General features: G+C 65.4%; 8 protein-coding genes and 1 pseudogene. 5 read left to right on the top strand and 4 right to left on the bottom strand.

What is annotated here, in order from left to right; all coding sequences use genetic code 11:
• Positions 1 to 97: 97 nt before the first annotated feature.
• From lpdA to aceE, 4 genes and pseudogenes are all read right to left on the bottom strand, one after another.
• Positions 98 to 1,837 (bottom strand): dihydrolipoyl dehydrogenase, encoded by a 1,740-nt coding sequence (lpdA, locus tag QCE48_RS04985; protein ID WP_309788260.1) that lies wholly within the window; start codon positions 1,835 to 1,837, stop codon positions 98 to 100.
• 144 nt (positions 1,838 to 1,981) lie between these two features.
• Positions 1,982 to 2,173: pseudogene (locus QCE48_RS04980) on the bottom strand (biotin/lipoyl-containing protein); the annotation flags it as partial.
• Positions 2,174 to 2,281: 108 nt separating this feature from the next.
• Positions 2,282 to 3,937 (bottom strand): dihydrolipoyllysine-residue acetyltransferase, encoded by a 1,656-nt coding sequence (aceF, locus tag QCE48_RS04975; RefSeq protein WP_309785816.1) that lies wholly within the window; start codon positions 3,935 to 3,937, stop codon positions 2,282 to 2,284.
• A gap of 87 nt (positions 3,938 to 4,024) precedes the next feature.
• Positions 4,025 to 6,721 carry a pyruvate dehydrogenase (acetyl-transferring), homodimeric type gene (gene aceE, locus QCE48_RS04970; RefSeq protein WP_309785817.1) on the bottom strand — a complete coding sequence of 899 codons (2,697 nt, stop codon included), beginning with the start codon at positions 6,719 to 6,721 and terminating at the stop codon, positions 4,025 to 4,027.
• A 270-nt stretch (positions 6,722 to 6,991) separates the two neighbouring features.
• On the opposite strand from aceE, the gene fixL reads away from it, so the two are divergent.
• The 5 genes from fixL to folD all read left to right on the top strand — a co-directional run bounded on the left by fixL (position 6,992) and on the right by folD (position 14,314).
• Positions 6,992 to 9,520, top strand: a complete 2,529-nt coding sequence (fixL, locus tag QCE48_RS04965; RefSeq protein WP_309785818.1) for an oxygen sensor histidine kinase FixL — start codon at positions 6,992 to 6,994, stop codon at positions 9,518 to 9,520.
• Positions 9,517 to 10,155, top strand: coding sequence for an oxygen response regulator transcription factor FixJ (gene fixJ / locus QCE48_RS04960; RefSeq protein ID WP_087628882.1), 639 nt, complete (start codon positions 9,517 to 9,519; stop codon positions 10,153 to 10,155). Before fixL ends, fixJ begins: the two co-directional genes overlap by 4 nt.
• Before the next feature lie 504 nt (positions 10,156 to 10,659).
• The gene (locus QCE48_RS04955) at positions 10,660 to 12,048 is read left to right on the top strand and encodes a DUF3300 domain-containing protein (protein ID WP_404982753.1); all 1,389 of its coding nucleotides are present in this window, start codon (positions 10,660 to 10,662) and stop codon (positions 12,046 to 12,048) included.
• A 67-nt stretch (positions 12,049 to 12,115) separates the two neighbouring features.
• Positions 12,116 to 13,066: a DUF2950 domain-containing protein gene (locus tag QCE48_RS04950; protein WP_309785819.1), complete on the top strand. Its 951-nt coding sequence runs from the start codon at positions 12,116 to 12,118 to the stop codon at positions 13,064 to 13,066.
• A gap of 393 nt (positions 13,067 to 13,459) precedes the next feature.
• Entirely contained in the window at positions 13,460 to 14,314 is an 855-nt protein-coding gene (gene folD / locus QCE48_RS04945) for a bifunctional methylenetetrahydrofolate dehydrogenase/methenyltetrahydrofolate cyclohydrolase FolD (protein ID WP_309785820.1), read from the top strand.
• Positions 14,315 to 14,412: the final 98 nt, after the last annotated feature.

The raw sequence follows: 14,412 nt of genomic DNA, 5'->3' as shown, positions 1-14,412 counted from the left end.
AGCGCGGTTTTTTTTCGCGCCCGTCGCGTGGATGACAAAGAAAAGCGGCGCACCCGAAAAAGGTGCGCCGCTTTTGCGTGGCTGACGCCCGTCGCGCTTACTTCTTGCGCTGCGGCGGCAAGTCGGTACAGACGCCTTCGTACAGTTCCGCCGCCATGCCGATGGACTCGCCGAGCGTCGGATGCGGATGGATCGTCTTGCCGATATCCGTCGCATCCGCGCCCATCTCGACCGCGAGACACACTTCGCTGATCAGGTCGCCCGCGTTCAGACCGACGATCCCGCCGCCGATCACGCGATGCGTTTCCTCGTCGAAGATCAGCTTCGTAAAGCCTTCGTCGCGGCCGTTGGCGATCGCGCGGCCGGACGCGGCCCACGGGAACACCGCCTTGCCGTACTTGATGCCCTGCGCCTTGCACTCGTCTTCCGTCTTGCCGGCCCAGGCCACTTCCGGATCGGTGTACGCCACCGACGGAATTTGCAGCGCGTCGAAATACGCCTTCTCGCCGTGCGCCGCTTCCGCCGCGACGTGGCCTTCGTGGACGGCCTTGTGCGCGAGCATCGGCTGGCCGACGAGATCGCCGATCGCAAAGATGTTCTCGACGTTCGTGCGCATCTGCTTGTCGACGTTGATGAAGCCGCGCTCCGTCACCGCGACGCCCGCCTTGTCCGCGCCGATCTTGCCGCCGTTCGGGCTGCGTCCGACCGCGACCAGCACGAGGTCGTAGCGTTGCGCTTCGGCCGGGGCCTTCTCGCCTTCGAACGACACGTAGATGCCGTCGTCCTTCGCTTCGGCCTTGGTCGTCTTGGTCTTGAGCATGACGTTCGCGAAGCGCTTCGCGTTGTACTTCTCCCAGACCTTCACGAGATCGCGGTCGGCGCCCATCATCAGGCCGTCCAGCATTTCGACGACGTCGATTTCCGCGCCGAGCGCCGCGTACACGGTCGCCATTTCCAGCCCGATGATCCCGCCGCCCACCACCAGCATGCGCTTCGGAATCTGGCGCAGTTCCAGCGCGCCGGTCGAATCGACGACGCGCGGGTCTTCCGGCATGAACGGCAGCTTCACGGCCTGCGAACCGGCCGCGATGATCGCCTTCGCGAACTTCACGACCTTCTTGCCGTCGGCGGTTTCGACTTCCATGTGATTCGGATCGACGAAGTTGCCGACGCCCGTCACCACCTGCACCTTGCGCGCCTTCGCCATGCCGCCGAGACCGCCCGTCAGCTTCTTGACGACGCCTTCCTTGAAGCCGCGCAGTTTGTCGAGGTCGATGGTCGGCTTGCCGAAGCTGATGCCGTGATCGGCGAGTTCGTGCGCTTCGTCCATCACGAGCGCCGTATGCAGCAGCGCCTTCGACGGAATGCAGCCGACGTTCAGGCACACGCCGCCGAGCGTCGCGTAACGCTCGACGAGCACGGTCTTCATGCCGAGGTCGGCCGCGCGGAACGCCGCCGAATAGCCGCCGGGACCCGCGCCGAGCACGAGCATGTCGCACTCGATGTCGGCTGCGCCCGCGTAGCTGCCGGCCTTCGGCGCGGGCGCCGCGGCTTTTTCGGCCGGCTGCGGTTGCGCGGCCTGCGGCTTGGTCGGCACTTCGCTCACGCCGCCGCCCGAGCCTTCGAGCGTCAGGATGCCGACGCCTTCCGACACGTTGTCGCCGACCTTGACCTTCAGTTCCTTGACCGTGCCGGCCGCCGGCGATGGCACGTCCATCGTCGCCTTGTCGGATTCGAGCGTGACGAGCGACTGTTCCTTCTCGACGGTGTCGCCCGGCTTCACGTGCACTTCGATGACCGGGATGTCGCTGAAGTCGCCGATGTCCGGCACCTTCACTTCCTGCGTGCCGCCGCCCGCCGCCTTCGGCTCGGCGGGTTTCGCGGCGGAGCTTTCCTTCGGCGCGTCGGCCTTGGGCGCGGCAGCCGCGCCCGCGCCTTCCGTCTCGATCATCGCGATGACCGAACCCTGCGAGACCTTGTCGCCCGCCTTGACCTTCACTTCCTTGATGGTGCCCGCGACGTCGGCGGGCACTTCCATCGTGGCCTTGTCGGTTTCGAGCGTGATGACGCCTTGTTCTTTTTCGATGGCGTCGCCGGCCTTGATGTTGACTTCGATGACGTCGACGTCAGTGAAGTCGCCGATATCGGGTACTTTTAGTTCGACGAGACTCATGGTGTCCCCTAAGAATTGTGCGGAGAGAACCGGGCTTCGGGCGAAGCGGCCGGTTCCTTCGTCGGCGGATGACAGGCGCTGCCGCTTAAAAAACGGCAGCGCACGGGATCAAAGAATCACCCGACGGAAATCCGCCAGAATCCCCGACAAGTACGCGTTGAAGCGCGCAGCCTCGGCCCCGTCGATGACGCGATGGTCATACGAGAGCGAAAGCGGCAGCGTCAGGCGCGGCACGAACTGCTTGCCGTCCCAGACGGGCTTCATCGCGCCGCGCGACAACCCGAGAATCGCGACTTCGGGCGCGTTGATAATCGGCGTGAAGTTCGTCCCGCCGATCCCGCCGAGCGACGAAATCGAGAAGCAGCCGCCTTGCATCTGGTCGGGCTTGAGCTTGCCGTCGCGCGCCGCCTTCGAGAGGTCCGCCATTTCCTTCGCGATATCGAGCAGGCCCTTCTTGTCGCAGTCGCGAATCACCGGGACCATCAGGCCGTTCGGCGTGTCGGCGGCGAAACCGACGTGGTAGTACTGCTTGAAGACGAGATTGTCGCCGTCGAGGCTCGCGTTGAAGGTCGGGAACTTCTTCAGGGCCGACACCACGGCCTTGATGACGAATGCGAGCATCGTGATCTTGATGCCGGCCTTTTCGTTTTCCTTGTTCAGCTTCACGCGCAGCGCTTCGAGTTCGGTGATGTCCGCTTCGTCGTTATTCGTGACGTGCGGGATCATGACCCAGTTGCGATGCAGGTTCGCGCCCGAAATCTTCTTGATGCGCGAAAGCGGCTTCGGATCGACCGGGCCGAACTTCGTGAAATCGACCTTCGGCCACGGCAACAACCCGAGTTCACCGCCGCCACCGCCAGCCGGTGCGGCCGCTGCCGCCGGCGCCTTGCCCTGCCCCGACATCACGCCCTTCACGAACGCGGTGATGTCGCCTTGCGTGATGCGTCCCTTCGGACCGGAACCCGTGACGCGCGACACGTCGACGCCCAGATCGCGCGCGAACTTGCGCACCGAAGGCGAAGCGTGGCTCGACGTGCGCGTGCCGTCGCCGGCGGGCATGACGGGCGCCTGCGCGAGCGCGGACGGCGCTTCTTTCTGCGGTGCGGGCGCAGCCGGCGCGTCGGAGGGCGCCTCGGCTTTCGGCGCTTCCCGTTTCGCCGCGGGCGCGGCCGGCGCGGCAGCCCCGCCGCCGCTTTCCAGCACGACGATCAGCGTGCCTTCGGAAACGGTGTCGCCGAGCTTGACCTTCAGCTCCTTGACGGTGCCGGCCGCGGGAGACGGCACGTCCATCGTCGCCTTGTCGGATTCGAGCGTGATGAGCGACTGCTCCTTCTCGACCTTGTCGCCGACTTTCACCGCGATCTCGATGACCGGGATGTCCGTGAAGTCGCCGATATCCGGCACTTTCACTTCGACGCTGCCGCCGCCCGCTGCGGGCGCGGGCGCGGCCGCCTGAGCGGGCGCCGCTTCCTGCCTGGCCGGCGCGGCCTTGGGCGCTTCCGGCGCACCGGCGGCACCATTGGCGCCGCCTTCGAGCACGACGATCAACGAGCCTTCCGACACGTTGTCGCCCACTTTGACCTTCACTTCCTTGACGGTGCCCGCGGCTGAACTGGGGACGTCCATCGTGGCTTTGTCGGATTCGAGCGTGACGAGCGACTGCTCTTTCTCGACGGTGTCGCCGGGCTTCACGTGGATCTCGATGACCGGGATATCGGAAAAATCGCCGATGTCCGGCACTTTGACTTCGATCGCTTGACTCATTATTAGTGTCTCCTGGGTTGCACGGCGCGGCCTCCCCGCGTTTGGGCTCGGGGAGGATGCGCCTTCACAACGCTCGGGGGCGATGCCTTAGACGGTCATCGGGTTGGGTTTGGACGGGTCGAGGTTGTACTTCTTGATCGCCTCGCCGACGACCTTGCGCTCGATCGTGCCTTCGTCCGCGAGCGCGTTGAGCGCCGCGAGCGTGACCCAGTAGCGGTCGACTTCGAAGAAGTGGCGCAGCGCCTCGCGCGTGTCCGAGCGGCCGAAGCCGTCGGTGCCGAGCACCACGAACTTCTGCGGCACGTAGGCGCGAATCTGGTCGACGAGCGCGCGGATGTAGTCCGTCGACGCAATCACCGGACCCGGCGCGTCCTTCAGCAGCTTCGTGACGTGCGCGACCTGCTTCTCTTCCGTCGGATGCAGCAGGTTGTAGCGCTCGACGGCCTGGCCTTCGCGGGCCAGTTCCGTGAAGCTCGGCACGCTCCAGAGATCGGCGGCGACGCCCCAGTCGTTCTTGAGCAGCTCGGCCGCGGCGATCACTTCGTTGAAGATCGTGCCTGCGCCCATCAGCTGAACGCGCGGCGCCTTCGCGTCGGCCTCGGCCTTCCTGAACGCGTACATGCCCTTGATGATGTCCGATGCAACCGCGTCACCTTCGGGGATCGCCGGATGCTCGTAGTTCTCGTTCATCACGGTGATGTAGTAGTACACGTCCTCCTGGTCCGCGACCATGCGGCGCAGGCCGTCCTGCATGATGACCGCGAGCTCGTAGCCGAACGTCGGGTCGTAGCTCACGCAGTTCGGAATCGATGCAGCCCAGAGAAGCGAATGGCCGTCTTCGTGCTGCAGGCCTTCGCCGTTGAGCGTCGTGCGGCCGGCCGTGCCGCCCAGCAGGAAGCCGCGCGAACGCATGTCGCCCGCGGCCCAGGCCAGGTCGCCGATACGCTGGAAGCCGAACATCGAATAGAAAATGTAGAACGGGATCATGATCTCGCCGTGCGTCGAATACGACGTCGCGGCCGCGATCCAGTCACACATGCCACCGGCTTCGTTGATGCCTTCCTGCAGGATCTGCCCGGTTTCCGATTCGCGATAGAACATCAGCTGGTCGGAGTCTTCCGGCACGTACTTCTGGCCTTCCTGATTCCAGATGCCGATCTGGCGGAAGAGGCCTTCCATGCCGAAAGTGCGCGATTCGTCCGGGACGATCGGCACGATGCGCTTGCCGAGCGCCTTGTCCTTCAGGAGGATGTTCAGCACGCGCACGAACGCCATCGTCGTGGATATCTCGCGGCCCGGGCCCGTGCCCTTCAGCACCGGCTCGAACGCCGACAGTTCAGGCACCGGCAGCGACTCGGCCTTCTCGCGGCGCGTCGGCAGATAGCCGCCCAGGTCCTGGCGGCGGGCGCGCATGTATTCGAGTTCCTTCGAGCCTTCCTCGAAGGTGAGATACGGCACGTCCTCGATCTTGTCGTCGGGAATCGGCAGGCGGAACTGGTCGCGGAATTTCTTCAGCGTCTCGATCGGCAGCTTCTTCTGCTGGTGCGTGATGTTCATCGCCTGGCCGTGCTCGCCCATGCCGTAGCCCTTGATGGTCTTGGCAAGGATGACGGTCGGCGAGCCCTTCGCCTTCTGCGCCTGATCGTACGCGGCGTAGATCTTGTGCGGATCGTGGCCGCCGCGGTTCAGGTTCCAGATGTCCTCGTCGGACCAGTCGGCGACGAGCGCCTTGAGTTCCGGCGTGTTGAAGAAGTGCTCGCGCACGAACGCGCCCGACTCCGACTTGTACGTCTGATATTCGCCGTCGACGACTTCCATCATCCGGCGCATCAGCGCGCCCGACTTGTCGCGCGCGAATAGCGCGTCCCAGCGGCTGCCCCACACGACCTTGACGACGTTCCAGCCGGCGCCGCGGAACTCGCTTTCCAGTTCCTGGATGATCTTGCCGTTGCCGCGCACCGGGCCGTCGAGACGCTGCAGGTTGCAGTTGATCACGAAGACGAGGTTGTCGAGCCGCTCGCGGCCGGCCATGCCGATCGCGCCGAGCGATTCCGGCTCGTCGGTCTCGCCGTCGCCGAGGAACGCCCAGACCTTGCGGCCTTCGGTCTTCGCGATGCCGCGTGCGTCCATGTACTTCATGAAGCGCGCCTGATAGATCGCCATGATCGGGCCGAGGCCCATCGAGACGGTCGGGAACTGCCAGAAGTCGGGCATCAGCCACGGGTGCGGATAGGACGAAATGCCCTCGCCGCCCACTTCCTGGCGGAAGTTGTTCAACTGCTTCTCGGTCAGGCGCCCGAGCAGGAACGCGCGCGAGTACACACCCGGCGACGAGTGGCCCTGCACGAACACGAGGTCGCCGCCATGATCCTTCGAAGGCGCGTGCCAGAAGTGGTTGAAGCCGACGTCGTAGAGCGTCGCGGCCGAGGCGAACGACGCGATATGGCCGCCGACGTTCGTGTCCTTGCCGGCGCGCAGCACCATCGCGATGGCGTTCCAGCGCGTGTACGAGCGGATGCGGTGTTCGATGTCCTGGTCGCCGGGGATCTTGGCCTGATTGGCGACGGGAATGGTGTTGATGTACGGCGTGTTCGCGGAGAACGGCAGATGCTCGCCATGCACGCGGGCGAATTCGATTTGCTTTTCGATCAGGTAATGCGCGCGGTCAGGGCCCACTGCCGATATCACGCCGTCTAGCGCTTCGAGCCACTCGGCGGTTTCCTGGGGATCGTCGTCGTTGGCGTTGGCGACATATTTCAGAACTTCGTCGGGTACAGCGGACATGCTCGTCTCCTGATTTGAGGAACGCTCTATGAACAGACATCACGCGCCATACGGCGCCGGCCGCGTGCGGCAATTCTAAAGAGGGTCCGGACAAACACGCAAGGAATTTTTCAAATCATGAGAGTGAATCTCATAATACGAAAAATTGCTGCAACGCACTGTCGGTGAAGGCTTTTCTAGTTGACGTTTCGCTCCCTTGCGGCCATTTGAAGGCGGTTTCCCGCCTTTTTACGCCATTTAACAATCAAACGCTGCGTTACAATTGCCGCCATGTTGACCGATCGGCTTTTCGCACGTTCGGCGAAGTCGTCGCGCAAGCCGACCGACTCGTCGCCGTCCCGCTGGCACCACGGACCGTGGTGGTCGAACTCCTATTTACTCACGCCGCTCATCTCGATTCTGGTCTTTCTGGTCGTGATGAGTTTGATTCTCTGGAGTCTCAACCGGCGCGAACAGCAGCAGCAGGAAGACACGCTCTACCGCAATGTCGCGTGGGCCCAGCAGCAGATTCGTCTTTCCATGACCGGAGCGCAAGAACAGATTCAAGCGCTCGCCCGCGACATCGCGACCGGCCACGGCGATCCGCAGACTTTCCAGACCTCCTCCACCGACATCATGCAGGGTCATCCCGAGATCCTGTACATGAATTGGTACACGAGCGAGCATAAGCCCCGCTGGCCCAACACGCCGCTGCCGGTGCTGGGTTCGCGCCTCGCCAAGCCCAACGACACGCAGATGGACGAAGCCGTGCAGGCCTCGTTCGACGAAGCGCGCACGACGCGCCGCCAGATCTATTCGCCGCTGCTCTACGACGATCTCGGCAACGGCTACATCACGCTGCAGACGCCCGTGTTCCGCGACCGCGAGTTCATGGGGTCGATCGCGGCGGTGTTCTCGATCGAAGGGATACTCAAGCACGACATTCCGAGCGAGCTGTCGGCGAAGTACAAGATCTCGATCACCGATCCGAACAATCGCGAACTCGCCACCACGTCGAGCCGTCCGCGCCTGCCGCGCGACATGTTCTACGACCTGCCGCTCGATCCGCCGGGACAAGGCGTCTCGGTGCGCGTCTACTCGTATCCGCAACTCACGAACTTCACGAACAACACGCTCGTGTGGCTCGTCGCCGGGCTATCGTGTTTTGTGCTGTGGAGCCTCTGGAGCCTCTGGAAGCACACGCGCCAGCGCTTCGAGGCGCAGCAGGCGCTCTACGCCGAAGCGTTCTTCCGCCGCGCGATGGAAAATTCGGTGCTGATCGGCATGCGCGTGCTCGACATGCACGGGCGCATCACGCACGTGAATCCGGCGTTCTGCCGCATGACGGGCTGGGACGAAAGCGATCTAGTCGGCAAGACCAAGCCGTTCCCGTACTGGCCGCGCGACTCGTATCCGGAGATGCAGCGCCAGCTCGACATGACGCTGCGCGGCAAGGCGCCTTCATCCGGGTTCGAATTGCGCGTGCGCCGCAAGGACGGCTCGTTCTTCCACGCGCGGCTTTACGTGTCGCCGCTCATCGACAGTTCCGGGCGGCAGACCGGCTGGATGTCGTCAATGACGGACATCACCGAGCCCAAGCGCGCGCGCGAGGAACTCGCCGCGGCGCACGAACGCTTCACGACAGTGCTCGAAAGCCTCGACGCGGCCGTGTCGGTGCTCGCCGCCGACGAAGCCGAACTGCTCTTCGCGAACCGCTATTACCGGCACCTGTTCGGCATCCGGCCCGACGGGCATCTGCAACTCGCGGGCGGCGGGTTCGACGGCGCACAGACATCGCCCGATACGATCGACATGGTGGATACCTATGCGGGCCTGCCCGCCACCGCGCTCACGGAGAGCTCGGCGGACGCGCAGGAAGTCTATGTCGAAGGCATCCAGAAGTGGTTCGAAGTGCGGCGCCAGTACATACAGTGGGTCGACGGCCATCTCGCGCAGATGCAGATCGCGACGGACATCACGCAACGCAAGCAGGCGCAGGAACTCGCGCATCAGCAGGAAGAGAAGCTCCAGTTCACGAGCCGCCTGATGACGATGGGCGAAATGGCGTCGTCGCTCGCGCACGAGCTGAACCAGCCGCTCGCCGCGATCAACAACTACTGCTCGGGCTGCGTCGCGATGGTGAAATCGGGCCGCATGACGCAGGAAAACCTCTTGCCCGTGCTCGAGAAGACCGCGCAGCAGGCCGTGCGCGCGGGGATGATCATCAAGCGCATCCGCGAGTTCGTGAAGCGCAGCGAGCCGAAACGCCAGGCGACGCGCGTCTCCGACATCGTCGCCGATGCGGTCGGGCTCGCGGAGATCGAAGCGAGAAAGCGCAAGATCCGGATCCTCACCGAAATCCGCTCGCGCATGCCGGTGATCTACGTCGATCCGGTGCTGATCGAGCAAGTATTGGTCAACCTGTTGAAAAACGCGGCCGAAGCGATGCATGATGCGAAACCGAACGCAGTGGATCCGGTGATTCGCGTGGTCGTGCAGCGCACCGACGGCAACTTCGTGTGCATCAGCGTCGTGGACCAGGGTCCGGGCGTCGACGAAGCCACCGCCGAGCGTCTCTTCGAACCGTTCTACAGCACCAAGTCCGACGGCATGGGCATGGGGCTGAACATTTGCCGTTCGATCATCGAATCGCATCGCGGACGCCTGTGGGTCGTGAACAACGTCGAGTCCGACGGTCATATCACGGGTGCCACGTTCCACTGCAGTCTGCCAATTGGAGAGTCCGACAGCCCGAGCAACGGCGGGCCGGACGCTCACAGTGAACAAACCAGACAACAAACCGTTACGGGAGAGCTATGAGCAGTCCAGTCACCACTCAGGAAACCGTCTTTGTCGTCGACGATGACGAAGCCGTGCGTGATTCTTTGCGCTGGCTGCTGGAAGCCAACGGCTATCGCGTGCAGTGCTTCGCGAGCGCGGAGAGCTTTCTCGACGTCTATCTGCCGGTCGCGCATTCGGGCGCGATCTCGTGCCTGATCCTCGACGTGCGGATGGCGGGCATGACCGGCCTCGAACTGCAGGAAAAGCTGATCGCGGAAAACTCGCTGTTGCCGATCATCTTCGTGACCGGACACGGCGACGTGCCGATGGCCGTCTCGACGATGAAAAAAGGCGCGATGGACTTCATCGAAAAGCCGTTCGACGAAGCCGAACTGCGCAAGCTGGTCGAGCGCATGCTGGAAAAGGCGCGCAGCGAGAGCACGAGCGTCCAGCAGCAGCGCGCGGCCGCCGAGCGTCTCGGCAAGCTCACCGCGCGCGAGCATCAGGTGCTCGAACGGATCATCGCGGGGCGCCTCAACAAGCAGATCGCCGACGACCTCGGCATCAGCATCAAGACGGTGGAAGCGCATCGCGCGAACATCATGGAGAAGCTGAGCGTCAATACGGTCGCCGACCTGCTGAGGCTCGCACTCTCCAACAAGCCCCAGCAATGAGCCTTCGCGCCCGCGGCCGACACGGCCGCGGGTCGCTTGCAGATCGCTTCGCCGCGCGCGCGCCGGATCGTCGATATCCGGCGTTGCGCGCCGCCGCACAGCCTCCCGCCCCGCCTCGCCTCTTCCTTTTTCCCGCCTGCGCGCGAGTTCCCGCATTTTCGGAAACGTGGTATTGCTTCTATCACGTTGACATGGCATGTCCACGGCCATTTAAATAGCCCAACCGACACCACCGGAACCCGTTATGCGCGACAAGGCGTCAAGCAACGTCCTGGATCGGCGGGCAGGCCGCAGTGACCTCGGCGTTGCGCCTTCCCGCCCGTCGGTTTGCGCGGGCGCTTCCATCCGGCTCTCGCGCCGCGCGCCGGGCTTCATCCACCCTTCGAGTCAAACGCCCTTTCCGATTCTTTCGCCGCACGGCGGCCTCGTCCGGTTTCCGGCGATGCACGTCCTGGCGGTCTTGTCATCGGCTGTCGCGCAGGCGGCGGCCCGGAGGACCCGATCGTGAATCGATACCGGAACGACGTATCGGCACCGCGCGTGCCCGATGCCTGCCCGACCTCGCGCACCCTCTTGCTGTGCGCGGCGCTCCTCGCGGGGCCGCTGCTCGCGGTCCACGCGCCGCCCGCGCTCGCCCAGGAGCAGACGAGTGCACCCGCCGCGGCGAAGCTCTCCCACCAGCAACTCGATTCGCTGACGGCGCCCGTCGCGCTCTATCCCGACGCGCTGCTCGCGCAGGTGCTGATGGCGGCGACCTACCCGTCGGAGGTGAGCGCGGCGGCGTCGTGGTCGGGTTCGCACACGAACCTGAAGGGCGACGACGCCGTGAAGGCCGTCGCTTCACAGACGTGGGACCCGAGCGTGCAATCGCTCGTGGCGTTCCCGCAGGTGCTCGCGACGATGGCCTCGAAGCCCGACTGGACGACGCAGCTCGGCAACGCCTTTCTCGCGCAGCCGAGCGACGTGATGGACTCCGTGCAGCGCCTGCGCCGCGCGGCGCAGACGGCAGGCAACCTGAAGTCGAACGAGCAGCAGAAGGTGGTCGTCGAGCAGAGCACGATCCAGATCCAGCCGACCAGCACGCAGGTCGTCTACGTGCCGACGTATAACCCGACGGTCGTCTACGGCGTCTGGCCGTATCCGGCGTATCCGCCCATTTACGTGCCGCCGCCGCCCGGCTATGCGATCGCGTCGGGTTTCGCGGCCGGGATCGCGTTCGGCGCGGGGATCGCGGTGACCAACGCGCTGTGGGGCGGCTTCAACTGGAACAACCACGACGTCAACGTGAACGTCAATCGCTATAACAACATCAACGTCAACAACCGCATCAACGCGAACAACACGACCGCGCGCTGGAATCGCAACGATCCGCAGTTCAACCGCAACAACGCGAATTTGAGCAACCGGCAGAACAACCTCAACGCGGGCAACGCCGGCGCCAACCGCGATCAGTTCCGCGGCCGCGACGACCCGCGCGCGCAGGCGCGCCAGACGCTGCAAACGCGCACGGGCCAGGACGTGGGCGGCTCGGCCAGCCAGCGCGTGCAGGACATCAGGCAGGGCGGCAACCGCCCGGGCGGCGGCGCGGGAGGCGCGGGTGCTGCGAATCGCGCCGATTTGCAGCAGCGCGCGCAGGGCGTCAACCGCGACAACGCGTTGCGCGGCGCCGGCGACGGCAACGCCGCGCGGCGCGACGCGCAGCGCGGCCAGGCGAGCCGCGAATCGTTCGCGAACCGCGGCGGCGGCGGTGGCGGCGGCGGCATTCAACGCGGCGGCGGCGGTGGCGGCGGATTTAGCGGCGGCCAGCACGGAGGCGGCGGATTTGGCGGCGGCGGCGCACGCGGAGGCGGCGGATTCGGCGGCGGCGGTCACGGCGGCATGCATCGCCGGTGATCACGCGCAGGCGCGCGGCCTCGCGTGTGCCTCACGTTTTGACGCAATAAGCTTCAGGAGCCCAGCAATGACTCAACTTTCCTTCATCGTCCCGTCCGCGACCCTTCGCGCGCGCGTCGTGGCGTGGGCCACCGCGATCGGCGTGCTCGGCACGTTCGCGGCCGCCCCCGTGCTGCTGATCGCCACGCCGGCGGCTCACGCACAGTCGACCTACCGGAGCCCGGACGCCGCTGCCGAAGCGCTCACCGACGCCATCGCGAGAAACGATCACGACGCCTTGCGACAGGTGCTCGGCAAGGACTTCGGCCGCTTCATCCCGACCGACAACATCGGCGAGCAGGACATCTACGACTACCTCGGCGCGTGGGCGAAGCAGCATCGCATCGTCAACGATGCCGCGCCGCTCGGCGGACAGGCGAGCGCGCACGTCGAAGTCGGCGACAGCGGCTGGACGCTGCCGATCCCGCTCGTTGAGCGCGCGAAGGGCTGGCAGTTCGACCTGCCCGCCGCGCGCGACGAGATCATGACGCGGCGCATCGGGCGCAACGAGCATTCGGCGATGCTCTCCGCGCTCGGTTACGTCGATGCCCAGCACGATTACCAGAAGCAGCAGCAGCACTTTGCGCAACGCTTCGTGAGCACGCCGGGCAAGCGCGACGGCCTCTACTGGGACAGCGCGCCCGGCGAGCCGGAAAGCCCGCTCGGCCCGCTCGCCGCGACGATGCCGAACCACACCCTGCCCGCCGACGCCTATCACGGCTACCACTTCAAGATCCTCACGGCGCAGGGTCCGCACGCAAAAGGCGGCGCCGGGAGCTACGTGAGCGGCGGCGAGATGTCGAAGGGCTTCGGCCTCGTCGCCTGGCCGGCGCAATACGGCAAGACCGGCGTGATGACGTTCATCGTCAACCAGGACGGACGGGTCTACGAGAAGAACCTCGGGCCGTCGACCGCGACCGCCGCCGCCGCGCTGCGCCAGTTCGATCCCGACGACAGCTGGCAGCCCGTCTCGCCCTGAGACCGTCGAACGCTGCAACGCCGGCCGCAGAGGACAAGCGAGGCCCGCCGCCGGGCCTCGCAGGGCAGCGCATCAGTCCGAAGCGGTATAATTTCGCTCTTTCCATCGGCGCCGTCTCAATCGGTTTTCCGGGCACGGGTTCGAGCGGCTGCGAGCGGGTTGTGGCCTTTTGCACAGCGCGCCGTTCGGGGCGCGGGGCATCGTCGAAACGCTTCTGACGCGCCGCGTTTTCGACCGGCGCCTGTCGGCAAGCCGTACGAGCCGCCCAAAAACCGCGCCGGAACGCGATCCGCATCCGACGCCCCGAGCCGACACCGCGTCACGACGGCGCCCGAGCCCACGCCGCGAAAGCCGCCCGCATCACACCACTTGCCTACTCTCGACCGATTCGCCATGACTGCCCAACTCATCGACGGCACCGCCCTGTCCAAGAAACTCCGTACCGATGTCGCCACCCGCGCCGCCGCCCTCACCGCCCGCGGGCATCAGCCGGGCCTGGCCGTCGTGCTGGTCGGCGACAATCCGGCGAGCGAAGTCTACGTGCGCAACAAGGTGAAGGCGTGCCAGGACAACGGCTTGCATTCGGTGTTCGACCGCTTTCCCGCGTCGCTCTCCGAAGCCGATCTGCTCGCCCATATCGATACGCTCAACCGCAATCCGGCGATCCACGGCATCCTCGTGCAGTTGCCGCTGCCCGCGCACGTCGACAGCCACAAGGTCATCGAGGCGATCGCCCCGGAAAAGGACGTCGACGGCTTTCACGTCGCCAATGCGGGTGCGCTCCTGACGGGCAAGCCGCTCTTTCGCCCGTGCACGCCGTATGGCGTGATGAAGATGTTCGAGGAATACGACATCGACCTGAAGGGCGCGAACGCGGTCGTGATCGGGCGCTCGAACATCGTCGGCAAGCCGATGGCGCTGCTCGTGCTCGAAGCCGGCGCGACCGTCACGATCTGCCACAGCAAGACGCGCGATCTCGCCGCGCACACGCGAAACGCGGATGTGGTCGTCGCGGCGGTCGGCCGCCGCAACGTACTCACCGCCGACATGGTGAAGCCCGGCGCGACGGTGATCGACGTCGGCATGAACCGCGACGACGCCGGCAAGCTCTGCGGCGACGTCGATTTCGCGGGCGTGCGGGAAGTGGCCGGCTTCATCACGCCGGTGCCGGGCGGCGTCGGCCCGATGACGATCACGATGCTGCTCGTCAACACGATCGAAGCGGCCGAGCGCGCGGCGCAACGGTAGGCACGCGCATCGCAGCAATCGCGTCCGTAGCGACAATCGATTTGAGATTTGCTCTCATCGCCCCAATAATCGCGCTGTAGCCATGAACACGGGCGGGC

Source organism: Caballeronia sp. LZ024, from assembly GCF_031451455.1.
Classification (GTDB): Bacteria; Pseudomonadota; Gammaproteobacteria; order Burkholderiales; family Burkholderiaceae; genus Caballeronia; species Caballeronia telluris.
The sequence above is the reverse complement of the archived record's forward strand: the minus strand, read 5'-3'. Positions and strand labels throughout refer to the sequence as shown.